This is a genomic window from Albidovulum litorale, assembly GCF_025751495.1.
In the GTDB taxonomy this organism is placed as follows: domain Bacteria; phylum Pseudomonadota; class Alphaproteobacteria; order Rhodobacterales; family Rhodobacteraceae; genus Albidovulum; species Albidovulum litorale.
The window spans coordinates 759,262-784,968 of the sequence record NZ_JAOWKZ010000001.1 but is presented as its reverse complement, the minus strand read 5'-3'; the positions used below and the strand labels follow the sequence as shown (position 1 = coordinate 784,968).

Genomic DNA, 25,707 nt, shown 5'->3' with positions numbered 1-25,707 from the left:
CCTTCCGTCTCAAATTTCGGGCGCCGCCTCAGGCGGCGAGTTTGGCGCGTTCGGCAATCGCGGCTGCGGGCGGGGCAGCAGAGGTGACGCCCATCTCGGCCAAAGCCTCTTTGGCGGCCTGAACCACGTTCCGCATCACATGTTCGTCCATCCGGCCGATGCAGCCGACACGGAAGCTGTCCACAACGGTCAGCTTGCCGGGATAGATGATGAAGCCCTTCTGTTTCATCTTTTCGTAGAAGTCGTTGAAGACGAAGTTCGGATCGGCCGGGCAGAAGAAGGTCACGATGATCGGGCTGAGCCAGCGATCCTTCAGCAGCGTCTCAAAGCCCAGTTCCCGCATCCCCTCGACCATCACGTCGCGGTTGCGGGTATACCGTGCGCCACGGCCCGCGACGCCGCCTTCCTCGGCATGGAGGCGCAAAGCTTCCAGAAAGGCCGCGACGACATGGGTGGGCGGCGTGTAGCGCCACTGGCCGGTCTTTTCGAGATAGGCCCATTGCGCGTGGATATCGAGCGCAAGCGAGTGGCTGTTGCCCTTTGCATTCTCCAGTTCAGAGCGCCGCGCGATGACGAAGCCGAAGCCCGGCACACCCTCAATGCATTTGTTGGCAGAGGATACCATCGCCTCGTACCGGATCTCGTTCACGTCGAGGGGCAGGGCGCCGAAGGCGGACATCGAGTCGATCAGAAGCTTGCGGCCCTTGGCGTAAACGGCTTCCGAGATTTCGGCGACCGGGTTCAGGATACCCGACGACGTTTCGCAATGGATCACGATCACATGGGTGATGTCGGGATCGGCATCGAGCGCGGCCGCAACTTCGTCGCCCCGGGGCGGCATGTAGTCGCCCTTGTCGATCAGGGTGTAGCCCCGGCCCAAGTATTTCATTGTCTCTGCGGCGCGGAGCCCGTAGGCGCCGTTCGCCAGCACCAGAACCTTGCCGTCCCAGGGAATGAAGGTGCCCAGCATCGCCTCGACCGAGAAAGAACCGGAGCCCTGCATCGGCACGCAGACGAACTCTCCCTTCGTGTCACCTGCAAGCGCAACAAGCTGATTGCAAAGCGACTTCGTCATGGCGCGGAAATCGGCATCCCACGAACCCCAGTCCTTCAGCATCGCTTCCTTGGTGGAATAGGCCGTGGTCAGCGGGCCGGGGGTCAAGAGATAGGGCTCGCCCAGTCTGGGGGTCGGCAGGGGTGTGGTCTGCGTCATGCGGAGGCTCCGTTCGGGACGCTGCGGATGGGGGTCTTTTTCCATGTGTCACACCATATGTAAAATCGTTAATTTAGATTGATATATAAGTTTAAATGATACATCTGTGGAACATGTCCATTGGGAGGCCGCCATGCGCTATGTCCAGCTTCGCGCCTTTCATCATGTCGCCATTTTCGGCGGGTTTTCCCGGGCCGCGGAGGCGTTGCATCTGACCCAGCCCGCGATCTCCGATCAGGTTCGGAAGCTGGAAGAGGAATACGACGTCCTGCTCTTTAACCGTCACAAGCGGCAGGTGTCTCTAACGCCGCAGGGTGAGCGTCTTCTGGAGATCACGCGGCGGCTGTTTGACAGCGAAAGTCAGGCGCTGGACCTTTTGTCCGAAGCGCGCGCGTTGCGCTCGGGGGCCCTGCGCATCGTGGCCGACAGCGCCCATCACCTGCTGCACATCCTTGCCCGGTTCCGCGACCGTTACCCCGGAGTGCGTATTACGGTTCACGCGGGCAATACGGAAAGCGTGCTGGATGCGCTTTATGCTTATGAGGCCGATATCGGGGTTCTGGGAAACATGCCCGACAGCCGCGATATCGAGGCGCTGAAGCTGAACTCCACGCCGATTACCGCCTTCGTGGCGCGGGATCATCCGGTGGCGCGCCGGTCCAGCCTGACGTTCCGCGATCTTGCAGGGCTGCCGCTGGTGTTTCGCGAGGAAGGGTCGCGGACGCGGGCAAAGCTGGAAGAGACGGCGCGGGCCGCGGGCGTGGTGCTGACGCCCGCCATCGAGGCCGAGGGGCGCGAGGCGGTGCGCGAGATCGTGGCCTCGGGCGCGGGCGTCGGGTTCGTCTCGGCGGCCGAGTTCGGATCGGACGCGCGGCTGGTCAGCATTCCGATCGAGGCCGGGGCTGCGATGGTCATGGATGAGGCGCTGATCTGCCTGCGCGAGCGCAAGGCCGGCAAGCTGGTGCAGGCCTTCTTCGAGGTGGCGGCAGAAATGGCGAGCGGTTAGGGGCTTGTGGCTGGGGCTCGGGAAGGAGCCACGTCTCACTGGTTTGAAGCGTTTTGCAGAATTGGCCGATATGGTAGGGAAGCGATTTCTTCGAAAGAAATCGCGTCGGAAACTTTGAAAGTTTCCGGCATCACCGCCGGAACAGCAGTTCCTGCGCCTTGCGGTCGTCCTGCAGATTGCTGCGTTTTTCATTCGCCACTGCCCGACCACGCTGGACGCCGGGGCGGGCGCCGACCTCGTCGAGCCAGCGTTTCATGTTGGGCTTGTCGTCCAGCGTCTGCTGTTGACCTTTCCAACCCGAACACCAGCCCCAGAGCGCCATGTCGGCGATCGAGAAGAATTCACCCGCGACGAAACGGTTGTCTGCCAGTTGCTGGTCGAGCACGCCGTAAAGCCGCCCGACTTCGGCCCGGTAGCGGTCCTGCGCATAGGGCAGGACCTGCGGCACCTCCAGCGACGGCGCATATTTCAGGAAGTGATGCGCCTGTCCCGCCATCGGCCCCACGCCGCCGACCTGCCAGAAGAGCCATTGGTCGACCGCGACCCGTTCTCGTTCGGTTGAGCCGTAAAACTTCCCGCTCTTGCGGGCCAGATATTGCAGGATCGCGCCGCTTTCGAAGATTGAAATCGGTTCGCCGTCCGGCCCCTCGGGATCGACGATCGCGGGCATCCGGTTGTTCGGTGAAATCTTCAGGAAGTCCGGCTTGAACTGATCTCCGGCACCGATATTCACCAGATTGAGGTTGTAGGGCAGCCCCATCTCCTCCAGCGCGATTGAAATCTTCCAGCCATTCGGCGTGGGCCAGTAATAAAGCTCGATGGGGGCGGTCATGTCCGATCCTGTGCTCATCCGTCAGTTGAGCCATATGTGGAGCGTGAAATCCCCCGGTGCAACGTGCGCTGACGCACAGGTTGACTACCCGTAATCGTTGAGAACTTCCTGCGAGGTCAGGTAATGACGGACCGACCAGTAACAGGCCTCTTCCGTCGGCTTGGAGCAGATGACGGACCGGCCGTCGACCAGAACCCGCCAGGTACCGGCGGCGTTCTCTGTAATCCGATAGGTTTCGGCCCCGATGCGAAATTCGCCCAGAGGCGCGGGGGCGGGCTGAACGCAGGCAGCAAGGGTAAAGAGGGCGGCGAGGGCGGCGGAACGGGGCATCGAATCTCCTTTCGCTGTGAGGCCAGTTGACCGCATCGGGACAGCGGTCACAAGGATCAGGGCTGTATTCGGACGTTGACCCGGCGTCCACTTCGCGCTATCGCCTGTCTTGTGGCGATTTGTTACCGGATTGCGGGCCACGTTAAACATGCCGCTAAAGAGGTCGGAGGCCCAAGGCCCCCACCTGTTCCGGTGGGGGTTTTTTGTTGCCGGAGGAATGGTCATGGCAGACTGGAAAACACGCACCAAACTCATCCACGCAGGCGCGCGGCGCAGCCAATATGGCGAGATGTCCGAGGCGATCTATCTGACGCAGGGCTTCGTCTATGAGAGCGCCGAACAGGCCGAGGCACGGTTCATCGAAAGCGGGCCGGACGAGTTCATCTATGCCCGCTACGGCAACCCGACCGTGCGCATGTTCGAGGAACGCATGGCCGCGATCGAGGGGACCGAGGATGCCTTCGCCACGGCGAGCGGCATGGCAGCGGTCAATGGCGCGCTGACCTCGATGCTGAAAGCCGGCGATCATGTCGTAGCGGCAAGGGCGCTCTTTGGCTCCTGTCTCTATGTCCTTGAGATTCTGGGCCGTTTCGGTGTTGATGTGACGCTGGTGGACGGCACCGATCTGGATCAGTGGCGGGCGGCGATGCAGCCTGACACCAAGGTCGTTTTTCTCGAATCGGTATCGAACCCGACGCTTGAGGTCATCGACGTGAAATCGGTCTGCGAGATTGCGCACGGCGTCGGCGCGACCGTCATCGTCGACAACGTCTTTGCGACACCGACCTTCTCCAGGGCCGTTGAACTGGGCGCGGATGTCGTCGTCTATTCCGCTACCAAGCATATCGACGGGGGCGGGCGCTGCCTCGGTGGCGTGGTCTGCGGCTCGAAGGACTACATTCGCAAGGTTCTGGAACCCTATCTGAAGCATACCGGCGCGGCGCTCAGCCCGTTCAACGCCTGGGTGATGCTGAAGGGGCTGGAAACGCTTGATCTGCGCGTGCGGGCGCAGGCCGCCAATGCGCTGGCGCTGGCTGAGGCGCTAGAGGGGCACGACAAGCTTTCCCGCGTGATTTATCCGGGGCTCAAAGGTCATGCCCAGCACGGGATCGCGATGGAGCAGATGGGAGCGGGTGGCACCGTGGTGACGCTGGAGGTCAAGGACGGGCAGGCGGCGGCCTTCCGCTTCCTCAACGCGCTGGAAATCGTGAAGATTTCCAACAATCTCGGCGATGCCAAGTCGATCATCACGCATCCCGCGACGACGACCCACCAGCGGCTTCCGGCCGAGCAGAAGGTCATGCTCGGCATTACGCCGGGGCTTGTGCGCCTGTCGGTCGGGATCGAGGATGCGGGTGACCTCCTGGCTGATCTCCGTCAGGCGCTGGATGCGGTCTAAGGTCGCGAAAGCGCCGAGAATATCCGCGTAGGGTTGGACAAGGTGCCCGGCCTTCCCGCATAATGGGTCGTCCGGTCTTGTCCGGATCATCGAGGAGCTTGCCATGAACTTCGTGGGCGAGATTGACCGGGAACCGAACCGCGCCGATGCCGAGGAGGCTTTGGCCGTCCTGCGTGCATGGGCGCAACGTGCCGACCCGACCGAGGTCGCCCGGCTCGACCCCGCCATCGCCCGGCTTCTACCCGGGCGCGACCTGGGCAATTACCCCGATCTGTCACGGACCTATCCCGAGGGGTTCAAGGCCGATGAGGCCTATCGCGCCTCCATGCCCGATCTTCAGAACGGCCCCTCCAGCCTGATCGTCGGTGCGCAGGCGCCGATCCAGCATGTCGGCATCTCCAACTTCCGCCTGCCGATCGTGTTTCACACCCGCGATGGCGGCGACATCACGCTGGAAACCTCGGTCACCGGCACGGTCAGCCTGATCGGTGAGAAGAAGGGCATCAACATGAGCCGCATCATGCGGTCCTTCTATGCCCATGCCGAACGGACCTTTTCCTTTTCCGTCCTCGCCGCCGTGCTGGAGGATTACAAGAAGGACCATGACAGCATCGACGCCCGTCTGATGATGCGGTTTTCGTTCCCCGCGAAGGTGCAATCGCTGCGTTCGGGCCTGACCGGCTGGCAGTATTACGACATCGCGCTGGAACTGATGGAGCGCGAGGGGCGGCAGACCCGGATCACCCATCTCGACTATGTCTATTCCTCGACCTGCCCCTGTTCGCTGGAGCTTTCCGAACATGCGCGCCAGGCGCGCGGGCAACTGGCTACGCCGCATTCGCAACGCTCGGTCGCGCGCATCTCGGTGGTGGAGGAGGGCGGCAAACGGCTCTGGTACGAGGATCTGATCGACCTCGCCCGCGCCGCCGTGCCGACCGAAACGCAAGTGATGGTCAAGCGTGAGGACGAGCAGGCCTTTGCCGAGCTGAACGCCGCCAACCCGATCTTCGTTGAGGATGCCGCGCGCAGCTTTGCCGAACGGCTTCTGGGCGACGACCGGATCGGCGATTTCCGCATCGTTGCGAGCCATCAGGAAAGCCTGCACAGCCACGATGCCGTGTCGATCCTGACCGAAGGTCCGACCTTCGTCGCCGACAGCATCGACCCGCGGCTCTTTTCCTCGCTTCACAAGGCTGGTTGAAACCGGGCGTCCCTGACCGTTTGGCGGGCGATGTCCTTATCGCGTCGCTCCCGGGGCTTGTGTGCGGCGTTCCGTCCTCATAGGAATTCGGGCAAACACCGACCCGGGGGATGGGATCACATGCAAAAGACCGTCGTGAACAGCTGGAACGAATGGGACCCTCTGAAACATGTCATCGTCGGCCGCGCCGACAATTGCCATATCCCGCCGGAGGAACCGGCGCTGGACGCCAAGGTGCCCGAGGACAGCGACATGCGCGGCCAGTGGGGGCGGCGGCCGCAGGAGACGATTGACCGGGCCAATGAACTTCTGGACAACTTCGCGTCTATGCTGGAGGGGCGCGGCATCCGGGTGGACCGGCCGACACCGATCGACCATTCGCTGCCCGCGACCACGCCCGATTTCCACACCGACAGCCAGTTCGGCTGCATGCCGCCGCGCGATGTGCTGTTGACCGTCGGGTCCGAGATGCTGGAGGCGACGATGTCCTATCGTTGCCGTTGGTTCGAATATCTGAACTACCGGCCGCTGATGCAGCAGTATTTCAACGAGGACCCGAACTTCCGTCACGAAAGCGCGCCGAAGCCGCGGCTGACGGATGCCGATTACCACCCCGATTACCTGTCTGAGAAGATCGGCGTGGAAAAGCGGCTGAAATGGACAGCCGAGAAGTTCTTTGTCACGACCGAGGAAGAGCCTTTGTTCGACGCCGCCGATGTCTTGCGTTTCGGCCGCGATCTGGTGGTGCAGCATGGTTTTACCACCAACCTCAAGGGCATCGAATGGCTGCGCCGCCACTTCCCCGATCACCGGGTCCATGCGGTGAACTTCCCCGGCGACCCCTATCCGATCCATATCGACGCGACCTTCACCCCGCTCCGCCCCGGCCTGATCCTGAACAACCCGCAGCGCCGTCTGCCGGAGGACCAGCGCGAGATGTTCAGTGCCAATGACTGGGAGATCGTGGATGCCGCGCAACCGGCCCACAACGCCCCGCCGCCCTTGTGCTATTCCTCGACCTGGCTTTCGATGAATGTGCTGGTGCTCGACCCCAAGACGGTCTGTGTCGAAGCCTCGGAAGTCTATCAGATGGAACAGATGGACAAGCTGGGGATGGAGGTCGTGCCGGTCGAGCTGCGCGACGCCTATGCCTTTGGCGGCGGCCTGCATTGCTGCACGGCGGATGTCTACCGCGAAGGCGGCTGCGAGGACTATTTCCCCAAACAATAGCTCTTGTCCGGCCCGATTTCATTGAAAGAAATCGGGGTCTGGTCCGCGTGGTTTTGTCAGGTGGCGATGAGCAGGGCGGTGCCGAACCCGCCGCAGGCGTCAGCCAAAGACCGACCAGCCGGTGCGGCGGGCGAGCATCTCGACCGCCTCGGTGCCCAGCTTGGAATTTCCCTGTAGGTTCAGGCCCGGCGACCAGACCGCGATCGAGGCCCGCCCCGGCGCGATGACGAGGATACCGCCGCCAACCCCGGATTTCCCCGGCAGGCCCACGCGATAGGCGAACTCGCCCGACCCGTCATAGTGGCCGCAAGACATCATCAGCGCATTGATCCGCCGCACGCGGTCGGGGGATACCAGCCGGGGTGCATCAGGCGCGCCCATCAGGAAGCGGCCGGCGCGGGCGAGCTGATCGCAGCTCATCTCGACCGCGCACTGGTGGAAATAGGCGCCAAGCGTCAGTTCAGGCGGGTTTTGCAGGTTGCCGTGGCCACGCATGAAATGCGCCAGCGCGAAGTTGCGGTGGCCTGTTTCGGTTTCCGAGCGGGCGACGTCTTCGTTGATATGAATGTCGTCATCCTCGGCGGCCGCGCGGATGAAACGCAGAAGCTCGCCCAGATATTCCCGCGGCGCGTGACCGGCCAGTACCGCGTCGGTGACGACGATGGCACCCGCATTGATGAAGGGGTTTCTGGGTTTGCCCTTCTCATGTTCAAGCTGGAGGATCGAGTTGAAGGCAAGGCCCGAGGGCTCGCGCCCGACGCGGGTCCAAAGCCTGTCGCCAAGCCGCCCGAGTGCCAGTGCGAGTGCAAAGACCTTGGAGACGGACTGGATCGAGAACGGCACGGCGGCATCGCCCACCGAATGCTGGCTGCCATCGGCAAGCACGACCGAGAGGCCGAAATGGGCTGGATCGACGCTCGCCAGTTCGGGGATATAGTCCGCGACCTGCCCGCGATCCGCACTCTGCCCGACCGTATCGAGAATCGCGCGCAGGATCGTGGGGATATCGGTCATGGTCGCCAGTTGAGAAAATTTGCGATCAGGCGCAGGCCGGTCGCCTGGCTCTTTTCGGGGTGGAACTGCATGCCGACCATGTTGTCGCGCCCAACGATTGCGGTGATGTCGCCGCCGTAGTCGCAATGGGCAAGGCGATGGGCCGGGTCGGCCACACGGAAATGGTAGGAATGCACGAAATAGGCATGCTGGCCGGTTTCGATTCCTGTGAGAACCGGATGGGGATGGTCGATGATCAGGTCGTTCCAGCCCATATGGGGGATTTTCATCGACGGTTCCGAAGGTTCGATCCGCACAACCTCGCCGCCGATCCAGCCAAAGCCCGGAGTCTCGCGGTATTCAAGCCCGCGCGTGGCCATCATCTGCATGCCAATGCAGATGCCGAGGAAGGGGCGAGCCTTTACGGTCACCGCCTGTTCAATCGCCTCGAAAAGTCCGGTGAACCGGTCGAGCGCGGCCCGGCAGGACGGGAAGGCCCCGTCGCCCGGCAGCACGATCCTGTCGGCGCGGGCCACATCTTCGGGGAGGGAAGACACGAGAACCGATCCGGCCCCTGTCTCTGTCGCCATGCGCTGAAACGCCTTCTCGGCCGAATGCAGGTTGCCGCTGTCGTAATCGACAAGGACCGTCAGGCTCACAGTGCCCCCTTGGTCGAAGGGAGAACGCCTGCCGCGCGCGGATCGGGCTCCACGGCCATGCGCAATGCCTTTGCGACCGATTTGAACGCCGCCTCGGCGATGTGGTGGCTGTTGATCCCATGCACGCGGTCGACATGCAGCGTGATCCCGCCATGGGTCGACAGCGCCTGAAAGAACTCGCGCACCAGTTCGGTGTCGAATGTACCGATCTTTGCCGTCGGGAAATCGACGTTCCAGACAAGGTAAGGCCGCCCGGAGAGGTCAAGCGCGGTCGTGATCTGCGCATCGTCCATCGCCAGCGCGAAATGGCCGTAACGGCGGATGCCCTTCTTGTCGCCAAGCGCCTGTGTCAGCGCCTGGCCGAGCGCGATGCCGCAATCCTCGACCGTGTGGTGGTCGTCGATATGCAGATCACCCTTGGCGCGAATGGCGATGTCGATCAGCGAATGGCGTGAAAGCTGGTCCAGCATGTGGTCGAAGAAGCCGACATCGGTCTGGTTGGAATAGCTGCCGCTGCCGTCGAGATTGATCTCGACAGCAATGTCGGTCTCGGCGGTTTTCCGCGTGATCGTCGCTTTGCGCATCGCTGCCTCCGCTGCCTGCCGGGTGCTTATAGGCGGCGGGAGAGCGCCTGAAAAGGGGGCGAGCATGGGCGGCCTTTTGCATGCTTACGCAGCGTTAATCACAAACATCTTGATGTCATGATCAAATAACCTTTTTCTGACATTCAGTTTCGGGGATGGGAACAATAGAGGCTGCCACATGATCGGAGTATTTGCGCGACGCCCAGATTGGGGCGAATGCAGAAGGACTACGCCCATTGGGTCTGATGCGATGGATTTGCGGTCCTGCCTCAGCTATGTGGCTGCGGTGACGCTGGCGTGCCTTGCTGTAGTGCTCACGCCGACACCGCTCCACGCGAGCGCCGATGGCGAATCTTTCATACAAGCAGATAAACCGATAGCGCCGCCTGACGGCTTCGCGGGTCTTTGCGATCGGTATCGGTGGGCCTGCGCGCGCAACGGAGGTGGAAACGGGGCCTCATCGGATGACGTAAAGCTTGCTGGCAAGATCAACCGTCAGGTCAACCGGAGCACACATTCGATTTCCGACCGCCGTCAATACGGCCGCGAAGAGGTATGGGCCCTTCCCACAGCTCGGGGCGGGGATTGTGAGGACTTCGTTCTCTTGAAGAAAAGAGAGTTGATACGCCACGGTGTCGCGCCAGAGCGGCTGCTGATTGCTACGGTGCTTGACCGCAAAAGGGGATCACACGCGGTTCTCGTCCTGAGAACGGACCAGGGCGACATGGTACTGGACAATGTCCGGAACCAGATTCTGCCCTGGTGGCGGACGGGATACAGTTTTATCCGCATCCAGAACCCATCCAGGCCAACGCAATGGAGCGCGGCGCTGGTCGGCGGCGTCTTCCGATGATGTGAGCCAGAAGACGCCCTTTGCCGGTAGTGTTCGTCAGGAAGGCCCCGCGTGTGTGAGGTGCCGTTACTAAACGGCTTCCCGCTCGCCCTCGCGCTCCTCTTCGCCCTCGCGCTCACCTTCGTCTTCGGGCTCCTCTTCGCCCTCGCGCTCACCTTCGTCTTCACGCTCCTCTTCGCCTTCGGGCTCCTCTTCGCCTTCGGGCTCTTCTCCACCGCCGCCAGTCGGCTGCGGGCGCACCCTGTCATCGCGCTTCTCATCCGGCTCGTCTTCGATTGTCGCCGTCGGAATGCTGGTCAGCGCCGCCGTTACATAGGGGCAGTATTCCAGTGTGTATTCGAGGATGTCATCGAAATACCGGCTGCGCTGCAGACGGCGGATTTCACCGCGTGTGAACGACGTGCGTTCGCAGAATGCCTGAAGCTCCTCCTGCGATGGCGCAGCGGCCTGCGCCGCTGAATTCGTCATAACGAGACCTGGAGCGACCAGAAGCGCCGCTGCAAACATCCGTTTGGTTGCCGAAAAAGTCATGAGTTTCATGTGTCCACCCTTCATAAAAAATGTCTTGGTGTCGTCGGCGCAAGACAGCCGAAACCGAACTGAATTCGATGGTTGCACCCGCCAACCACCAAGTCAAAAAAGCGTCTTAACTTTGTCCAAAATGTGGCTATCCGCTCAAAATCCCGCGAACAGTTTCCGCAGCGAGCGCAAAGCACGCTGATTAATCTAGGTTTTTTGAAGCGGCTTGCAAAGGCAGGAATTCCAGTAGTCTGGTGGAGTGGCGTGCCGCCCGGGTGGGAAGGAAGGCTGGAAAACACAAAGGGCACCCTAAGGTGCCCCGTGTTTTTTTGGAGCGGGCGATGAGATTCGAACTCACGACCCTAACCTTGGCAAGGTTATGCTCTACCCCTGAGCTACGCCCGCATCCTTGGATGGGAGCGATTTAGTAGACCTATGAACCGGCTGCAAGAGGAAAATCGTGTGTCGCGGGCAGATTTTTCGGGAGATGCATTGCAGTTGGCCGGCCTCGGATCGTCAGCGGCGCTGGCTCCGGAACAGGGGTGGCTCGTCCATTCCGGCCAGGGCATCGAGGATTGCCAGTTCAATCGGAATTTCATTCTGTGCCACGGGTGCGGCGTAGCGGATCAGCTGGCCCCCGGCGGCCTGCAGCTGCTGACAGACGTCGCGCGCCCGCGTCTCGACAACGTCGATGAGCCGGTCGAGCCGGTCCAGCCTTTCATGCAGTTCAGCAGGGTCTGCGCCGGGACCGGATTCCCGCACCCAGCGGAAGGTCCTGCGGATGTTGCCAAGCGTGACGATCACATCCTCGACCAGAAACTGTTCAAGCCCAAGCCTTGTCACATCTGTCATCTGTCACCCCGCTTTGTCCCTGAGTACACTAGGAACGACGGGTTAATGCGATGCTAAGAGTTCAGCGCCAGCTGGTTGGTACCGGGTATTGCGCAAGGAGCTGCTGCAGTTGAGCCGCGCTGGCCGGGCTCATCCGGTCCAGAAGCACACGCGTCGTGTAGTGACCGTAAAGCTTCTGGTCATGTCCGACAAAGCTCCAGTCGCGGATGCTGTCGCGGTGGAACTCGATCCGGTCGCCAATCCGTTTTCCCTTGATCGAGACCGGTTCGTTATCGAGAAGGCCGTGGGCGATGCCATCGGGTTTGACGGCGAATGTGCTCACCCAGATGATCTCGTCATCCATCTCGGAGTGGTCTACCGGCACTTCGACCTTGATGCTGAAACCATCGCCCGACCCGCCTGAAAGCGCGCCGGAATGTTCCAGAAATACAGGTAGGGTTTCTGCCGCTTCTGAAAAGGCCCGGCTCATAGCCGGGTCGGAGGCCGGAACATTGATCGTCGGGTCCTGCGCCTGCGCGCCGAGCGGCGAAAGCAGGCACAGGGACGTCAGGACGGCGCGGATCATTCCAGCTCCACCAAAAGGTCCTTGGCCTCGATCTGGCTGCCGGCGTGGATGAGGACAGCCTTCACGGTTGCGGCCCGGTCGGCATGGATGCCGGTTTCCATCTTCATCGCCTCGATGGTGAGAAGAAGGTCGCCCGCATTCACTGATTGCCCGGCTTTGACCGCGACCGAGGCGACGGAACCCGGCATCGGCGCACCGATATGGTTGGGGTTGCCGTCTGCCGCTTTCGGCTTGGCCGCCGTCTTGGCCTTGATCGCGCGGTTCGGCACCCGGATGACGCGGGGCTGGCCATTGAGCTCGAAGAAGACCTTGGCCTCGCCTTCCTCATTGGTCTCGCCCACCGCCTGAAGCCGGATTTCCAGCGTCTTGCCTGGGTCGATCTCGGCCGAGATCTCCTCGCCCGGCTGCATGCCGTAGAAGAAGGTGCGGGTGGGCAGGGTCCGGACCGGGCCATAGATCCGGTGGCGGCCCATATAGTCGAGGAAGACCTTGGGATACATCAGGTAGCCGTTCAGGTCCTCGTCATCAACGGCAAAGCCCAGAAGCTCTTTCGTGACGCTCGCTCGGGTCGCTTCGAGGTCGACGGGTTTCAGATGCTTGCCGGGTCGTTCGGTATTGGGCTTTTCATCCTTCAGCACCTTGCGGATGATCCCTTCCGGGAAGCCGCCCGGCGGCTGGCCGAGATTGCCGCGCATCATGTCGGCGACGGAATCGGGGAAGGCGACGTCGGTGGCGGGGTCTTCCACCTGCGCGCGGGAAAGGTTCTGCGCCACCATCATCAGGGCCATGTCGCCCACGACCTTCGACGAGGGTGTTACCTTGACGATGTCGCCGAACATCTGGTTGGCATCGGCATAGGCCTGCGCCACTTCGTGCCAGCGCTCCTCAAGTCCGAGCGACCGGGCCTGCGCCTTGAGGTTGGTGAACTGGCCACCCGGCATTTCATGCAGGTAGACCTCGGACGCAGGGGCTTCGAGGCCGCTCTCGAAGGCCGCATACTGGCCGCGCACACCTTCCCAGTAGTTCGAAATCTCGCGGATCGCACCGATATTGAGGCCGGTGTCGCGATCGGTATGTGCCAGCGCCTCGACGATGGAGCCGAGGCAGGGCTGCGATGTACCGCCCGAGAAGGCATCCATCGCGGCATCGACGGCGCTTACGCCCGCATCGGCGGCGGCGAGGATCGTCGCCCCGGCAATGCCAGAGGTGTCATGCGTGTGGAAGTGGATCGGCAGGCCGACCTCTTCCTTCAGCGCCTTGAAAAGAACGCGGGCCGAAGCAGGCTTCAGAAGCCCCGCCATGTCCTTCAGGCCGAGCACATGCGCGCCTGCGGCCTTCAGTTCCTTGCCCATCCCGACATAGTATTTCAGGTCGTATTTCGCCCGGTCGGGGTTCAGGATGTCGCCCGTGTAGCAGATCGCCGCTTCGCAGACTTTGTTGTTCTCGACCACCGCATCCATCGCGACGCGCATGTTCTCGACCCAGTTGAGGCTGTCGAAGACACGGAAGACGTCGATGCCGGTCGTCGCGGCCTGACGCACGAATTCCTGCACCACGTTGTCGGGATAATTGGTGTAACCGACGCCGTTCGAGGCGCGCAGCAGCATCTGCGTCATCAGGTTCGGCATGGCCTTGCGCAAGTCGCGCAGACGCTGCCAGGGGCATTCCTGCAGGAAGCGGTAGGCCACGTCGAACGTGGCACCGCCCCAGCATTCGACGCTGAACAGTTCGGGCAGGTTGGCGGCATAGGCGGGTGCCACCTTGATCATGTCGATCGACCGCATCCGGGTCGCCAGAAGCGACTGGTGCCCGTCGCGCATCGTGGTGTCGGTCAGCAGCAGTTTCTTCTGGCTCGCCATCCAGTCGGCGACGGCCTGTGGCCCCTTTTCTTCCAAGAGGTTCCGCGTGCCTTTGGCCGGTGCCGCGCGGAGCGCGGGCGGCTTCGGCGCGCGCGCCTCGGCATGGGGTTTCGGACGGCCGGCGGTTTCGGGGTGCCCGTTCACCGTGATGTCGGCGATATAGGTCAGGATCTTCGTCGCCCGGTCGCGGCGCTTCTTGAAGTTGAAGAGGCCCGGCGTCGTGTCGATGAACTTCGTCGTGTAGGTGTCGTTCAGGAAGGTCGGGTGCTTCAGCAGGTTCTCGACAAAGGCGATGTTGGTCGAGACGCCCCGGATACGGAATTCGCGCAAGGCCCGGTCCATCCGCGCGATGGCCTGCTCGGGCGTCGGCGCCCAAGCGGTGACTTTCACCAGCAGCGAGTCGTAGTACCGGGTAATGACGCCGCCCGAATAGGCGGTGCCGCCATCGAGGCGGATGCCCATCCCGGTGGCCGAGCGATAGGCGGTGATGCGGCCATAGTCCGGGATGAAGTTGTTCTGCGGGTCTTCGGTCGTGACGCGGCATTGGAGCGCGTGGCCCTTGAGCTGCACGTCCTCCTGCCGGACGACACCGGTCGCCTCGGCCAGCGTCTTGCCCTCGGCGATCTTGATCTGGCTTTGCACGATGTCGATGCCGGTCACCTCTTCGGTGACGGTGTGTTCGACCTGAACGCGGGGGTTCACCTCGATGAAGTAGAACTGGCCGGTATCCATATCCATCAGGAATTCGACCGTACCCGCGCATTCATAGTTTACATGGGCACAGATCTTGCGGCCAAGCTCGCAGATCTCGGCACGCTGCGCGTCGGTCAGGTAGGGCGCGGGCGCGCGTTCAACGACCTTCTGGTTTCGGCGCTGGACGGTGCAGTCGCGTTCATAGAGGTGATAGATATTGCCGTGGCTGTCGCCGAGGATCTGCACCTCGACATGGCGGGCGCGCAGGATCATCTTTTCCAGATAGCCTTCGCCGTTGCCGAAGGCGGCCTCGGCCTCGCGGCGGCCTTCACGGACCTTTTCGACCAGTTCCTCGGGCTTGGTGATCGGCCGCATCCCACGACCGCCGCCGCCCCAAGAGGCTTTGAGCATCAGCGGATAGCCGATCTCGGCCGCTTCAGTCTTGATCGCGTCGAAATCGTCGCCCAGAACTTCGGTCGCCGGGATGACCGGTACGCCGGCGGCGATGGCAACCCGGCGGGCCGAGGCCTTGTCGCCAAGGGCGCGCATGGTTTCTGCCTTCGGACCGATGAAGGTGATGCCGTTCGCGGCGCAGGCCTCGACGAATTCGGGGTTCTCGGAGAGGAGCCCGTAACCCGGATGGATCGCATCCGCGCCGCATTCTTTGGCTACCCGGATGATCTCCGGGATCGAGAGGTATGCCGCGACCGGCCCCATGCCCTCGCCGATCCGGTAGGCTTCATCCGCCTTGAACCGGTGGAGCGAGAGTTTGTCTTCCTCGGCATAGACCGCGACGGTGCGCTTGCCGAGTTCGGTTGCGGCGCGCATGACGCGGATCGCGATTTCTCCACGGTTGGCGACAAGGATCTTCTTGAATTCGGTCATCGGTCCCTCCCCGGGTGGCGCGGCGCGAACTTTAGGGATGCTGCGCTGCGGCGCAATACCCAAAACCACCGATCTGTCAGGATTCGGTAACGTTTCGTTCTGCATATGCCCCTTTGGGCGGCGTTCTGACGCGCAAGCGAAGCAATTATTCCGAAAGCGACGTTCAGGGGGTCAGCAAGCAGCCCGGCAGGTCGGCAAGCGTCTTTGCGCCAAGCTGTCCCATATTCGAAGCCATGTCCTTGGCGAGGATGTCGGCGAGATGGGCAGGCCCCACGGCCCCAAGCGCCCCGAGCGCATAGTGCCAGGCCCTACCCAGCATGACGAAATCAGCGCCAAGCGCCAGCGCGCGCAGGATATCGAGCCCGCCCTCGATCCCGCTGTCGAAGATGACCGGAAGGGTGGTCGCGGCGCGCACCTGCGGCAGGGCCTCGATCGTCGCGGGGGCGGCATCGAACTGACGCCCGGCATGGTTGGAAACCCAGATCGCGTCCGCACCTTCATCCTGCAACCGCGCGGCATCGTCGGCGCGAAGCACGCCCTTGACGATCAACGGCCCCTCCCAAGCATCGCGCAAGGCCTTCACATAGTCCCAGTCGGGCGAGGTGCGCAGCAGATAGCCGATATGGGCGGTCGAGGAGAGGCTGACGGTGTTCTCGGCATAGCCATCCATCAGCCGCATCCGCGGCATACCCATGCGCATCGTGCCCATTGCCCAGGCAGGCCGCAGCGCCACCTGCGCCATCAGGCGCGGCGTCAGTTTCGGTGGCTGGGTCAGGCCCGATCGGGTCTGGCGTTCGCGGCGGCTGGCCACGGGCACGTCGACGGTCAAGATCAGGGCATTGAACCCGGCATCCTTCGCCCGCTTCAGCATGTCGGCGCGAATCTTCGGATCGCGCGGCGGGTACATCTGGAACCAGCCATGCGCCCCGAGGACCGGGGCCACGAATTCCGGCGTCTGGCTGGCGACGGTAGAGATCGAATAGGGTAGCCCCGCCTTGCCTGCCGCGGCGGCCAAGAGCCGCTCGGCATCGGGCCAGATCAGTCCCGACATGCCGACGGGCGAGATGCCGAAGGGCAGGGGGAAGTCATGGCCAAAAAGCTTTGTCGAAAGGTCCGGCGTGAACTCGCCATGCAGGATCGAGGGACTAAGCAGGACCTCATCCAGCTTGACGCGATTGCGCCTCAACGTCGCCTCGGTCCCCGTCGCGCTGTCGAGATATTCCCAGACGAAATGCGGGATGCGGGCCCTTGCGCGGGCCTTCAGGTCGGATATCGCGGGGTAACGCTGATGCAGATCCATGGGGGAGTTGTTCCGAGGCGCGCGCAAAAAGTCCAGCGTTGGGGTTGGAACAGAGTGTGAACTTCTCTTTAATTCACTTCCCGATGCGGCTAGATTGCCACCCATGAGCAGTTTCGACGATACCGACGCCTTTGAGGGCGCCTCCCTCTCTGCCCGCGCGATGGCCGCGCGACCGGCACCGTATCTCGACGGTCTGAACCCGGCGCAGCGGCAGGCGGTCGAGACGCTGGACGGTCCGGTCCTGATGCTGGCCGGGGCGGGGACGGGCAAGACCCGGGCCTTGACCGCCCGGATCGCGCATCTTCTGGCGCGGGGGCAGGCCCGACCGAACGAGGTTCTGGCCGTCACCTTCACCAACAAGGCCGCGCGCGAGATGAAGGAGAGGGTCGGGCGACTGATGGGCCATGCGGTCGAGGGGATGCCGTGGATGGGCACATTCCACTCGATCAGCGTGAAGCTTCTGCGCCGCCACGCGGAACTGGTGGGGCTGAAGTCGAACTTTACGATCCTCGACACCGACGACCAGATCCGACTGATGAAACAGATCATCGCCGCCGCCAATATCGACGAAAAGCGCTGGCCCGCGCGGCAGTTGGCGGGGCTCATTGACAACTGGAAGAACCGCGCCTGGGGGCCGGAACAGGTGCCCTCGTCCGAGGCCTCGGCCTTCAACAATATGGGCACCGAGCTTTACGCTGCCTATCAGGCCCGGCTGCTGACACTGAATGCCTGCGATTTCGGCGACCTGCTGCTGCATGTGGTGACGATCTTTCAGAACCACATTGACGTTCTCGAACAATATCAACGCTGGTTTCGCTATATAATGGTGGACGAATATCAGGATACGAACGTCGCCCAATATCTCTGGCTGCGCCTCCTTGCGGCGAAACACAAGAACATCTGCTGCGTCGGTGATGACGACCAGTCGATCTATGGCTGGCGTGGGGCGGAGGTAGGCAACATCCTGCGGTTCGAAAAGGACTTCCCCGGCGCGACCGTGATCCGGCTGGAACAGAACTACCGCTCGACCGAACATATCCTCGCCGCCGCTTCAGGGCTGATCTCGGCCAATGCCGGGCGCTTGGGCAAGACGCTCTGGACCGAGGCCAAGGGCGGCGAGAAGGTCCGCCTCATCGGCCACTGGGACGGCGAGGAAGAGGCGCGCTGGATCGGGGAAGAGGCGGAGGCCATTCAGCGCGGAACCCGCGGCATGGAGCCGCGCAGCCTGAACGATCAGGCGATCCTTGTCCGCGCCTCGCACCAGATGCGCGCCTTCGAGGACCGGTTCCTGACCATCGGCCTGCCCTACCGTGTCATCGGCGGCCCGCGCTTTTACGAACGGCTCGAGATTCGCGATGCGATGGCCTATTTCCGCCTTGCCGTGTCGCCCGACGACGATCTGGCCTTCGAGCGGGTGGTCAATACGCCCAAACGCGGCCTCGGCGACAAGGCGCAGCAGACGATCCAACGGCAGGCGCGGGAGGACGGGGTCAGCCTTCTGGAAGGCGCGCGCTATTGCGTTGCCTCGGGCCAGATCGGTGGCAAGGGCGGCGCGCAGCTTCGGACTTTCGTCGAGAACATCGACCGCTGGCACCGGGCGACGCTGGTCCCGGACTACGACCATGTCCGGCTGGCCGAAACCATCCTCGACGAATCCGGCTACACCGCGATGTGGCAGAACGACAAGACGCCCGAAGCGCCGGGGCGGCTGGAAAACCTCAAGGAACTCGTGAAGGCGCTGGAAAATTTCGACAACCTTCAGGGCTTCCTCGAGCATGTCTCGCTGATCATGGACAATGACAGCGAGGATGCCGAAGAGAAGATCACCATCATGACCCTCCACGCGGCCAAGGGGCTGGAGTTTCCGGTCGTGTTTCTGCCGGGATGGGAGGACGGGCTTTTCCCCAGCCAGCGTTCGATGGATGAAAGCGGGCTCAAGGGCCTCGAAGAGGAGCGCCGCCTTGGCTATGTGGGTATCACTCGGGCCGAAGAGCTGTGCACGATTTCGTTCGCCGGGAACCGGCGGGTTTACGGACAATGGCAAAGCCAGATGCCCTCACGCTTTATCGACGAACTGCCCGCCAAACATGTCGAGGTGCTGACGCCTCCCGGCCTCTATGGTGGCGGCTACGGGGCCGCTGCCATGTCGGCCGGGATCGAGGATCGCGCCGCACGGGCAGACGTCTACAACTCGCCCGGCTGGAAACGCATGCAGACCCGCAGCCAGACCCGGCCCGTCAGCCAGCCGCGCGAGGCGCGCAATGTGGTCATCGACCTCGATGCCGTTTCGGCCTTCACCGAGGGCGACCGCGTTTTCCACCAGAAATTCGGCTACGGCGTGGTCGAGGGGATCGAGGGCGACAAGCTGGAGGTCGCCTTCGATAAAGCTGGCACCAAACATGTCGTGGCGAGCTTCATCGTCAGCGCCGAGGCGGCGGACGATATCCCCTTCTGAGTTTCTTCATTGCAGAAATACCCCTGCCGGAGGCGGTCTGAGCCTAAGCGCGTAAGCGCGCAGGCGAGACAAGCGAATGGCCCGCATGCGGGCCACAATCTTTTCATATCCGCAGAATGAAAAAGGCGGTGCCCTGAAGGCACCGCCAGTCGCAACCACGATCCCAAAGGGGGAGAGAGGGACCGTCGTAATCTGGATGAAAACGGGCGGCACCTCAGGGAGGAGGAGGGGCGCCGCCCATCTTCATCGCGGCTGTCCCGGGAGGAAGTGGGCCAGCCGGATCAGGGTGAAGATGCGGCGGTGGCAGGGAGGAGGACGCCACCGCCGCATTTCACATCGCCAGCCCCAGGGAGGAGGAGGGGGCGGCGCATCGTCAGGGACCTTTCGGGTCCGATCTCTGCGGCGGCCTCAGGGAGGAGGAGCCGCCGCATCTTCCGCAGGCCGGGGGAGGAGGAGGCCCGCAGAGAAACTTACTTGCCGTAGGCCGCTTCCAGCGCGATCGCGTCGATCGAGGAGCGGTGCAGGCCGAGGTCGTGCAGTTCACGGTCGCTCAGCACCGACAATTCGTTGACGGTCTGGCGGTACATGCGGTAACGCTGACGGCTGTCGCGGAGCGCAGTGAAGAAAGCGGCGATACGGTCGGCCAGGCCGATATGGGCGCCACGGGTAACAGTTGAGTAAGCCATTTTTCTTGCCTCATCATTCGGATCATTGGCACCGTCTCAGGCGCCGTTGCCGATAACATGGACCTCATGCTGCGGATGCACAATACCCGCCGCAATCAATGCTGCCATGCAGCAATTGCATAGCGCATCACGGGAATTTTACCTTCCCTAGCGGTAGCTTACGGGATTGCGTAATGATGCGGCAATGTCCCCCTTGTCCTTGCCCAGAAAGCGGGCATGTTGGGTTCGACCTTAAGGACAGACATCATGACCCAGACCCGCGACACCGTTCTCGCCGCCCTTTCCCGCCTTGCACTGCCTGATGGCGGCGACCTCGTCTCACGCGATCTGGTGCGGGCGCTCACGATCGAAGGCGACAGCGTCCGCTTCGTGATCGAAGCGCCGGACCCGGAGATCGCGCGGCGGATGGAACCGGTGCGTCAGGCCGCGGAAGCAGCGGTGAAGGCGCTGCCCGGCGTGACAACTGTGTCAGCCGTGCTGACCGCGCATGGCCCGGCCGCGAAACCCGCGCCGCCCTCGCTGAAGATCGGCGGGCATCCGACGCCGCAGGCGGGGCCAGCAAAGATTGCGGGCGTCGATCGCATTCTTGCTGTCGGGTCAGGAAAGGGAGGGGTCGGCAAATCCACCGTTTCATCGAACCTTGCGGTGGCGCTTGCACGGCAAGGCCGCCGCGTCGGGCTACTCGATGCCGATATCTACGGCCCCTCGCAGCCGCGCATGATGGGGCTGTCAAAACGCCCCGCCTCGCCCGATGGCAAGACAATCATTCCCCTGCAGGCCCATGGCGTCACCTTCATGTCCATCGGTCTGATGCTGAAAGAGGATGAGGCCGTGGTCTGGCGGGGGCCAATGCTGATGGGCGCGCTTCAGCAGATGCTGGGGCAGGTGGCCTGGGGCGATCTGGATGTTCTGATCGTCGACCTGCCGCCCGGAACGGGCGACGTGCAGCTGACGCTCTGTCAGAAAAGCCATGTGACCGGCGCTCTGATCGTTTCTACCCCGCAGGATGTGGCGCTTCTCGATGCCCGACGTGCCATCGACATGTTCGGCAAGCTGAAGACGCCGATCCTTGGTCTGATCGAAAACATGTCAACCTATGTCTGCCCCAATTGCGGACACGAGGCGCATATCTTCGGTCATGGCGGGGTCGCTGCCGAGGCTGACAAGCTTGGCGTGCCGTTCCTCGGTGAGGTTCCCCTCAGCCTCGACGTTCGGCTGGCGGGGGACGCCGGAACGCCCATCGCGGCTGGCGAGGGGCCGATCGCCGAGGCCTATGCGCGTCTTGCCCAGCGTCTTGTGGCAGGCGGAATGGCCTGATCCGGGAATTCACGGGAGCGTCGGCTGCTCCATGGGAATGCATGGGGCAGACATCGAAATCTGTCCGTATAACGAATCAACGGGCTGTGATTTCCCGTGTTTTGGCGTGATTCTGGCCGCTGAACGTCCTCATGGGCTACGCATGGCGGTCAATCTCAGGTATCTGCATAAATTTCTGGGAAATTATGGGACTCACGTTCTTCGAGCGGGAATGTCTATATGTAGCGGTAAATATGTCATGCTTTGCAAATTGTGGGATGAGTCTGGGGATAACTCCTACCAATTGTTGCGTTGCAGCATTCTTTGGCGCAACTTCTAGTACCTTTTGAAGCAAGATTTTCCTTGCTTCCCGTAAATTCCCATGGCATCCCTAATACACCGATGAGGACGGGCTCAAGGGCATCAAGACCCAAAAGGCGAAAGTCAGGTTTCATACAGGCACCCGCTTTCATCGAACCAAAGATCCGGCGCGTGAGCGAGCAGACATCCCCCCAGGTGGCATGCGCAGCCGGACAACCCAGAGATGGGACGAGGGCGGCGGATTGGGCAGTGGCAGCAGCCCAATCCGCCGTTGTCGTTTCAGGGTCCGGACGGCGGATTTCGGGGGGAGGGGACAGGTTAAGGAGCGCGGGCCGTTGGCACGCAGATTCAGAGGATCGGATACGTTCAAGGTGGACGCGAAAGGTCGCGTTTCCATCCCCGCGCCGTTCCGCCGCGTGATCGAAGCCTCTGACCCCGACTGGACCGAAGGTCTGCGTCCCAACATCGTCATCGTCTACGGACCGGAAAGCCAGAACTGGCTTGATGTCTTCTCGATGGAAGCGATTCACGAGATGGACGACCAGATCGGCATGATGCAGCGCGGCTCGCCCGAGCGCCTGATGATCGAGGAGCTGATGTATGGCCAGTCCTTCGAGGCGCAGATCGACGATGACGGCCGCCTGACCATCCCGCAGAAATACCGCGACAAGATCGGCCTGACGAATGAGGCGTTCTTCATCTCGGCGGGCGACTATTTCCGGATCTGGAACCCTGAGGCCTACGAGGCCAAGGCCGCACGGCGGAGCGCAAAACTCGCCGATCAGTATCCCGAGGACTTCGACCCTAGAAGCCTCCTGCCATCCCTGCCGAAAGGGTGAGAGATGGCCGCTGCCGCTGCCCGCATATCAGACGCCCCCCATATCCCGGTTTTGCTGCGGCCGCTCCTAGAGGCGGTCGCACCTGTCTCCGGCACATGGATTGACGGCACGTTCGGGGCCGGGGGCTATTCGCGCGGCCTCTTGGAGGCAGGGGCGGACAAGGTCATCGGCATCGACCGCGATCCGATGGTGTTTCGCATGGCCGAAGACTGGGCCGGGCAATATGGCGATCGGCTGGAACTGGTCGAAGGCACGTTTTCCGACATGGATCGTTTGGCCGGTGAACCGGTCGATGGCGTTGTCCTCGACCTCGGCGTGTCGTCGATGCAGCTTGATCAGGCCGAGCGGGGCTTTTCCTTCCAGAAAGACGGCCCCCTCGACATGCGGATGGCCCACAGTGGGCCTACCGCCGCCGATCTGGTAAACGAGGCGGGCGAGGGCGAGATTGCCGACATCCTTTATCATTACGGTGAAGAGCGCGCCTCTCGCCGGATCGCCCGCGCCATTGTCGCCGCGCGGCCGTTTTCGCGCACGCTGGAACTTGCCGCTGTCATCGAACGCTGCCTGCCACGGCAGAAACCGGGCCAGAGCCATCCGGCGACCCGCAGCTTTCAGGCGATCCGGATCGCCGTGAATGACGAGTTCGGGCAGTTGGCCGAGGGGCTCGAAGCCGCCGAGCGGGCGTTGAAACCGGGCGGGCAGCTTGCGGTCGTCACCTTCCATTCACTGGAGGACCGCATCGTCAAGCGCTTCTTCCAGCTTCGCTCGGGCGGCGAGGGGCAGGGCAGCCGCTATGCGCCGGCGCGTAAGCAGGTTGAGCCCGCCTTCTCGCTCAAGACCCGCAAGGCCGTCGGGCCCGATGACGAAGAACTTGCACAAAACCCGCGCGCACGGTCCGCAAAACTGCGCGTGGGTATCCGTACCGAGGCACCGGCCGGTTCCGTCGACCGCGCCGCGCTCGGACTTCCGAAACCCGCGCTTGAAGGGCGAAACTGATGCGCAGCCTGATCGTTGTCCTTGCCGCCGCCGCTGTCATGGCACTTGCCTTCTGGGCCTACCGGGAAAACTACCGGACCCAGGCCGAACTTGCCGAGATACGCGATCTTCAGCGCGAAATCGGGCAGCTTCGCGAAAGCCTTGGTGTGCTGAGGGCGGAATGGGCCTATCTCAACCGACCTGACCGGTTGCGGGAGCTGGCGGATATCAACTTTGAACGCCTTGGTCTTCTGCCGCTGGATCCCCGGCAGTTCGGCGGGATTGCCGAAGTGCGCTATCCCGCGGTCGCGCTGCCGCCGATCACCGATCCCATCGATACGGTCGCGCTTGGAGAGGTCGCACAATGACCCGGATACCGCTTCGCCCGCTTGCCCGCATCCTGTCGGCCCGTGAAAAGGGCGAGAACCCGGACGCCATCGAACGCGAGAATATCCGCCTGAGGCACGAGGCGATGCGCGACAAGGCGCGTATCCGCGCCGAGGGGCGCCTTCTGCTTCTGGGCGTTGCCTTTCTTGCGGCCTTCATCACGGTCGGTGCCCGTATGGGGGTGCTGGCCTCGACCGAACCGGCCGAGCCGCAGACCGCCGCAACCGGCGCGTCGATCATCGCACAGCGCGCAGACATCATCGATCGACAGGGGCGGATTCTGGCGACGAACCTCGTCACCCATTCGCTCTATGCCCAGCCGCAGCTCATGGTCGATCCCGCGCGCGCGGCGAGTGAATTGGCCGCGATCTTTCCCGACCTTGATGAGGCGCGCCTGAAGGACGACTTCAGCGGCAAGCGCAAGTTCCTTTGGGTAAAGAAGAAAATCTCGCCCGAGCAAATGCAGCTTGTGCATGAGATCGGCGATCCCGGCCTTCTTTTCGGTCCGCGCGAAATGCGGCTTTATCCGAACGGCGCGATTGCGGCCCATGTTCTGGGCGGTGCGAGTTTCGGGCGTGAAGGCGTCCATTCGGCTGAGGTCGTCGGTGTCGCCGGTGTTGAAAAGACTTTCGACGGATGGCTCCGCGATCCGGCGAATGGCGGTGCGCCGCTGGCGCTTTCGCTCGATCTGACGATCCAGTCGACGGTCGAGGATGTGCTTTATGGCGGCATGAAGCTGATGAACGCCAAGGGCGCGACGGCCGTGCTGATGGATGTCCATTCGGGCGAAGTGGTGGCGCTGGCCTCATTGCCGGATTTCGACCCGAACACAAGGCCCGCGCCGTTGCTGAAGGGCGATCCTTCTGACAGCCCGCTTTTCAACCGCGCGGTACAGGGGGTCTATGAGCTGGGCTCCACATTCAAGATTTTCGCCGTGGCGCAGGCGATGGAGCTGGGCCTCGTCAACCCCACGACGATGGTCGAGACCAAGGGTCCGATGTTCTGGGGCAAGTTCAAGATCCGCGATTTCCACAATTACGGGCCGCAGCTTTCGGTCACCGATGTGATCGTGAAGTCCTCGAATATCGGCACCGCCCATATCGCTCAAGCGATCGGCGGCGAGCGCCAGCAGCAGTTCCTTCAGGCCCTCGGCATGTTCGATCCGACCTCGATCGAGTTGGTCGAGGCCCCCACGGGTAAACCGCTCCGGCCCGCAAAATGGCCGGAAATCACCACGCTGACCGTGTCCTACGGCCATGGCGTCGCGGCAAGCCCGCTGCATCTGGCCTCGGCCTATGCCTCGCTCGTCAATGGCGGCACGCGGATCACGCCCACGATCCTGAAGCGCGACAAGGTGGAAACCGGCGCGCGTCTGGTGTCCGAGGCGACCTCGGCCACGCTCCGCGACATGCTGCGGCAGGTCGTCGTGCGGGGGACTGCGAGTTTTGGCGAGGTGCCGGGCTATGCCGTCGGCGGCAAGACCGGGACCGCGGACAAGCCGCTGCCGAACGGCAAGGGCTATCACAAGGACAAGGTCATCGCGACCTTCGCGTCGATCTTTCCATCGAACGATCCGAAATATGTGCTGGTTGTCTCGCTCGATGAACCGGTCGAAACCTCGGGCACCGAACCGCGCCGCACGGCGGGCTGGACAGCGGTGCCCGTGGGCGCCGAGATCATCCGCCGCGCGGCACCATTGCTGGGGTTGAGACCCGAGCTTGAACCCGTGGCAGAGGCCGGGGTAATACGCGTCCGCAACTGAGGGCAGACATGTG

23 protein-coding genes, 1 tRNA gene and 1 riboswitch are annotated in these 25,707 nt (G+C 62.7%); of the genes, 11 read left to right on the top strand and 13 right to left on the bottom strand.

The annotated features are described in order from the left end of the window. Positions 1-28 precede the first annotated feature (28 nt). A complete protein-coding gene (locus OEZ71_RS04005; protein ID WP_263738621.1) occupies positions 29-1,213 on the bottom strand; it encodes a 2-aminoethylphosphonate--pyruvate transaminase in 1,185 nt (394 codons plus the stop codon). Between the two features lie 133 nt (positions 1,214-1,346). Here OEZ71_RS04005 and OEZ71_RS04000 point away from each other — a divergent pair, with 133 nt between their 5' ends. Next, entirely contained in the window at positions 1,347-2,219 is an 873-nt protein-coding gene (locus tag OEZ71_RS04000) for a LysR substrate-binding domain-containing protein (protein ID WP_263738620.1), read from the top strand. Positions 2,220-2,349: 130 nt separating this feature from the next. On the opposite strand, the gene OEZ71_RS03995 is transcribed toward OEZ71_RS04000, so the two are convergent. Next, positions 2,350-3,051 (bottom strand): glutathione S-transferase N-terminal domain-containing protein, encoded by a 702-nt coding sequence (locus tag OEZ71_RS03995; RefSeq protein ID WP_263738619.1) that lies wholly within the window; start codon positions 3,049-3,051, stop codon positions 2,350-2,352. A gap of 84 nt (positions 3,052-3,135) precedes the next feature. Beyond that, positions 3,136-3,381 (bottom strand): hypothetical protein, encoded by a 246-nt coding sequence (locus tag OEZ71_RS03990; RefSeq protein ID WP_263738618.1) that lies wholly within the window; start codon positions 3,379-3,381, stop codon positions 3,136-3,138. A gap of 101 nt (positions 3,382-3,482) precedes the next feature. After that, positions 3,483-3,560, top strand: a riboswitch (SAM riboswitch). A gap of 44 nt (positions 3,561-3,604) precedes the next feature. On the opposite strand from OEZ71_RS03990, the gene metZ reads away from it, so the two are divergent. The 3 genes from metZ to OEZ71_RS03975 all read left to right on the top strand — a co-directional run bounded on the left by metZ (position 3,605) and on the right by OEZ71_RS03975 (position 7,211). Beyond that, a complete protein-coding gene (gene metZ, locus OEZ71_RS03985; RefSeq protein WP_263738617.1) occupies positions 3,605-4,780 on the top strand; it encodes an O-succinylhomoserine sulfhydrylase in 1,176 nt (391 codons plus the stop codon). 103 nt (positions 4,781-4,883) lie between these two features. After that, complete coding sequence (gene folE2, locus OEZ71_RS03980; protein WP_263738616.1) at positions 4,884-5,981, top strand: GTP cyclohydrolase FolE2; 1,098 nt, start codon at positions 4,884-4,886, stop codon at positions 5,979-5,981. Between the two features lie 120 nt (positions 5,982-6,101). Beyond that, the gene (locus OEZ71_RS03975; RefSeq protein WP_263738615.1) at positions 6,102-7,211 is read left to right on the top strand and encodes a serine/threonine protein kinase; all 1,110 of its coding nucleotides are present in this window, start codon (positions 6,102-6,104) and stop codon (positions 7,209-7,211) included. A gap of 99 nt (positions 7,212-7,310) precedes the next feature. Here OEZ71_RS03975 and OEZ71_RS03970 read toward each other — a convergent pair whose 3' ends face one another. The 3 genes from OEZ71_RS03970 to hisB are packed head-to-tail and all read right to left on the bottom strand — an operon-like array spanning position 7,311 to position 9,447. After that, a complete protein-coding gene (locus tag OEZ71_RS03970; protein ID WP_263738614.1) occupies positions 7,311-8,225 on the bottom strand; it encodes a glutaminase in 915 nt (304 codons plus the stop codon). Continuing rightward, the gene (hisH, locus tag OEZ71_RS03965; protein WP_263738613.1) at positions 8,222-8,863 is read right to left on the bottom strand and encodes an imidazole glycerol phosphate synthase subunit HisH; all 642 of its coding nucleotides are present in this window, start codon (positions 8,861-8,863) and stop codon (positions 8,222-8,224) included. The genes OEZ71_RS03970 and hisH overlap by 4 nt, the downstream gene beginning before the upstream one ends. Next, positions 8,860-9,447 carry an imidazoleglycerol-phosphate dehydratase HisB gene (hisB, locus tag OEZ71_RS03960; protein WP_263738612.1) on the bottom strand — a complete coding sequence of 196 codons (588 nt, stop codon included), beginning with the start codon at positions 9,445-9,447 and terminating at the stop codon, positions 8,860-8,862. The genes hisH and hisB overlap by 4 nt, the downstream gene beginning before the upstream one ends. A gap of 277 nt (positions 9,448-9,724) precedes the next feature. Here hisB and OEZ71_RS03955 point away from each other — a divergent pair, with 277 nt between their 5' ends. Continuing rightward, positions 9,725-10,300, top strand: coding sequence for a transglutaminase-like cysteine peptidase (locus OEZ71_RS03955; protein ID WP_263738611.1), 576 nt, complete (start codon positions 9,725-9,727; stop codon positions 10,298-10,300). 69 nt (positions 10,301-10,369) lie between these two features. Here OEZ71_RS03955 and OEZ71_RS03950 read toward each other — a convergent pair whose 3' ends face one another. From OEZ71_RS03950 to OEZ71_RS03925, 6 genes are all read right to left on the bottom strand, one after another. Then, complete coding sequence (locus OEZ71_RS03950; protein WP_263738610.1) at positions 10,370-10,840, bottom strand: hypothetical protein; 471 nt, start codon at positions 10,838-10,840, stop codon at positions 10,370-10,372. Between the two features lie 309 nt (positions 10,841-11,149). Beyond that, positions 11,150-11,224, bottom strand: a tRNA-Gly gene (locus tag OEZ71_RS03945). 111 nt (positions 11,225-11,335) lie between these two features. Continuing rightward, entirely contained in the window at positions 11,336-11,671 is a 336-nt protein-coding gene (locus OEZ71_RS03940) for a hypothetical protein (RefSeq protein ID WP_263738609.1), read from the bottom strand. 61 nt (positions 11,672-11,732) lie between these two features. Then, positions 11,733-12,236, bottom strand: coding sequence for a DUF2314 domain-containing protein (locus OEZ71_RS03935; protein WP_263738608.1), 504 nt, complete (start codon positions 12,234-12,236; stop codon positions 11,733-11,735). Further along, positions 12,233-15,673: a pyruvate carboxylase gene (locus OEZ71_RS03930; RefSeq protein ID WP_263738607.1), complete on the bottom strand. Its 3,441-nt coding sequence runs from the start codon at positions 15,671-15,673 to the stop codon at positions 12,233-12,235. The genes OEZ71_RS03935 and OEZ71_RS03930 overlap by 4 nt, the downstream gene beginning before the upstream one ends. A gap of 163 nt (positions 15,674-15,836) precedes the next feature. Further along, entirely contained in the window at positions 15,837-16,973 is a 1,137-nt protein-coding gene (locus OEZ71_RS03925) for an alpha-hydroxy acid oxidase (protein WP_263738606.1), read from the bottom strand. A 103-nt stretch (positions 16,974-17,076) separates the two neighbouring features. Here OEZ71_RS03925 and OEZ71_RS03920 point away from each other — a divergent pair, with 103 nt between their 5' ends. Next, positions 17,077-19,428, top strand: a complete 2,352-nt coding sequence (locus OEZ71_RS03920) for an ATP-dependent helicase (RefSeq protein ID WP_263738605.1) — start codon at positions 17,077-17,079, stop codon at positions 19,426-19,428. 470 nt (positions 19,429-19,898) lie between these two features. Here the strand turns inward: OEZ71_RS03920 and OEZ71_RS03915 are convergent, their stop codons facing one another. Next, positions 19,899-20,114, bottom strand: coding sequence for a DUF1127 domain-containing protein (locus OEZ71_RS03915; protein WP_263738604.1), 216 nt, complete (start codon positions 20,112-20,114; stop codon positions 19,899-19,901). A gap of 246 nt (positions 20,115-20,360) precedes the next feature. Here OEZ71_RS03915 and OEZ71_RS03910 point away from each other — a divergent pair, with 246 nt between their 5' ends. The 5 genes from OEZ71_RS03910 (at position 20,361) to OEZ71_RS03890 (ending at position 25,694) form a co-directional block, all read left to right on the top strand. Beyond that, on the top strand, positions 20,361-21,431 hold the full coding sequence (locus tag OEZ71_RS03910) for an Mrp/NBP35 family ATP-binding protein (RefSeq protein ID WP_263738603.1): 1,071 nt from the start codon (positions 20,361-20,363) through the stop codon (positions 21,429-21,431). A gap of 635 nt (positions 21,432-22,066) precedes the next feature. Further along, positions 22,067-22,570: a division/cell wall cluster transcriptional repressor MraZ gene (gene mraZ / locus OEZ71_RS03905; protein ID WP_263738602.1), complete on the top strand. Its 504-nt coding sequence runs from the start codon at positions 22,067-22,069 to the stop codon at positions 22,568-22,570. Positions 22,571-22,573: 3 nt separating this feature from the next. Beyond that, positions 22,574-23,566 (top strand): 16S rRNA (cytosine(1402)-N(4))-methyltransferase RsmH, encoded by a 993-nt coding sequence (gene rsmH / locus OEZ71_RS03900; protein ID WP_263738601.1) that lies wholly within the window; start codon positions 22,574-22,576, stop codon positions 23,564-23,566. Beyond that, entirely contained in the window at positions 23,566-23,913 is a 348-nt protein-coding gene (ftsL, locus tag OEZ71_RS03895; RefSeq protein WP_263738600.1) for a cell division protein FtsL, read from the top strand. The genes rsmH and ftsL overlap by 1 nt, the downstream gene beginning before the upstream one ends. After that, on the top strand, positions 23,910-25,694 hold the full coding sequence (locus tag OEZ71_RS03890) for a peptidoglycan D,D-transpeptidase FtsI family protein (RefSeq protein WP_263738599.1): 1,785 nt from the start codon (positions 23,910-23,912) through the stop codon (positions 25,692-25,694). The genes ftsL and OEZ71_RS03890 overlap by 4 nt, the downstream gene beginning before the upstream one ends. Positions 25,695-25,707: the final 13 nt, after the last annotated feature.

What these genes read in the sequence shown, in the direction of transcription:
- OEZ71_RS03890 (WP_263738599.1), top strand. Translation starts at nt 23,910, where the DNA reads ATGACCCGGATACCGCTTCGCCCGCTTGCCCGCATCCTGTCGGCCCGT.
- OEZ71_RS03940 (WP_263738609.1), bottom strand. Translation starts at nt 11,671, where the DNA reads ATGACAGATGTGACAAGGCTTGGGCTTGAACAGTTTCTGGTCGAGGAT.
- rsmH (WP_263738601.1), top strand. Translation starts at nt 22,574, where the DNA reads ATGGCCGCTGCCGCTGCCCGCATATCAGACGCCCCCCATATCCCGGTT.
- OEZ71_RS03995 (WP_263738619.1), bottom strand. Translation starts at nt 3,051, where the DNA reads ATGACCGCCCCCATCGAGCTTTATTACTGGCCCACGCCGAATGGCTGG.
- OEZ71_RS03930 (WP_263738607.1), bottom strand. Translation starts at nt 15,673, where the DNA reads ATGACCGAATTCAAGAAGATCCTTGTCGCCAACCGTGGAGAAATCGCG.
- ftsL (WP_263738600.1), top strand. Translation starts at nt 23,566, where the DNA reads ATGCGCAGCCTGATCGTTGTCCTTGCCGCCGCCGCTGTCATGGCACTT.
- OEZ71_RS03910 (WP_263738603.1), top strand. Translation starts at nt 20,361, where the DNA reads ATGACCCAGACCCGCGACACCGTTCTCGCCGCCCTTTCCCGCCTTGCA.
- OEZ71_RS03925 (WP_263738606.1), bottom strand. Translation starts at nt 16,973, where the DNA reads ATGGATCTGCATCAGCGTTACCCCGCGATATCCGACCTGAAGGCCCGC.
- OEZ71_RS03935 (WP_263738608.1), bottom strand. Translation starts at nt 12,236, where the DNA reads ATGATCCGCGCCGTCCTGACGTCCCTGTGCCTGCTTTCGCCGCTCGGC.
- hisB (WP_263738612.1), bottom strand. Translation starts at nt 9,447, where the DNA reads ATGCGCAAAGCGACGATCACGCGGAAAACCGCCGAGACCGACATTGCT.
- OEZ71_RS03920 (WP_263738605.1), top strand. Translation starts at nt 17,077, where the DNA reads ATGAGCAGTTTCGACGATACCGACGCCTTTGAGGGCGCCTCCCTCTCT.
- OEZ71_RS04000 (WP_263738620.1), top strand. Translation starts at nt 1,347, where the DNA reads ATGCGCTATGTCCAGCTTCGCGCCTTTCATCATGTCGCCATTTTCGGC.
- OEZ71_RS03970 (WP_263738614.1), bottom strand. Translation starts at nt 8,225, where the DNA reads ATGACCGATATCCCCACGATCCTGCGCGCGATTCTCGATACGGTCGGG.
- OEZ71_RS04005 (WP_263738621.1), bottom strand. Translation starts at nt 1,213, where the DNA reads ATGACGCAGACCACACCCCTGCCGACCCCCAGACTGGGCGAGCCCTAT.
- metZ (WP_263738617.1), top strand. Translation starts at nt 3,605, where the DNA reads ATGGCAGACTGGAAAACACGCACCAAACTCATCCACGCAGGCGCGCGG.
- OEZ71_RS03990 (WP_263738618.1), bottom strand. Translation starts at nt 3,381, where the DNA reads ATGCCCCGTTCCGCCGCCCTCGCCGCCCTCTTTACCCTTGCTGCCTGC.
- folE2 (WP_263738616.1), top strand. Translation starts at nt 4,884, where the DNA reads ATGAACTTCGTGGGCGAGATTGACCGGGAACCGAACCGCGCCGATGCC.
- OEZ71_RS03915 (WP_263738604.1), bottom strand. Translation starts at nt 20,114, where the DNA reads ATGGCTTACTCAACTGTTACCCGTGGCGCCCATATCGGCCTGGCCGAC.
- OEZ71_RS03975 (WP_263738615.1), top strand. Translation starts at nt 6,102, where the DNA reads ATGCAAAAGACCGTCGTGAACAGCTGGAACGAATGGGACCCTCTGAAA.
- OEZ71_RS03950 (WP_263738610.1), bottom strand. Translation starts at nt 10,840, where the DNA reads ATGAAACTCATGACTTTTTCGGCAACCAAACGGATGTTTGCAGCGGCG.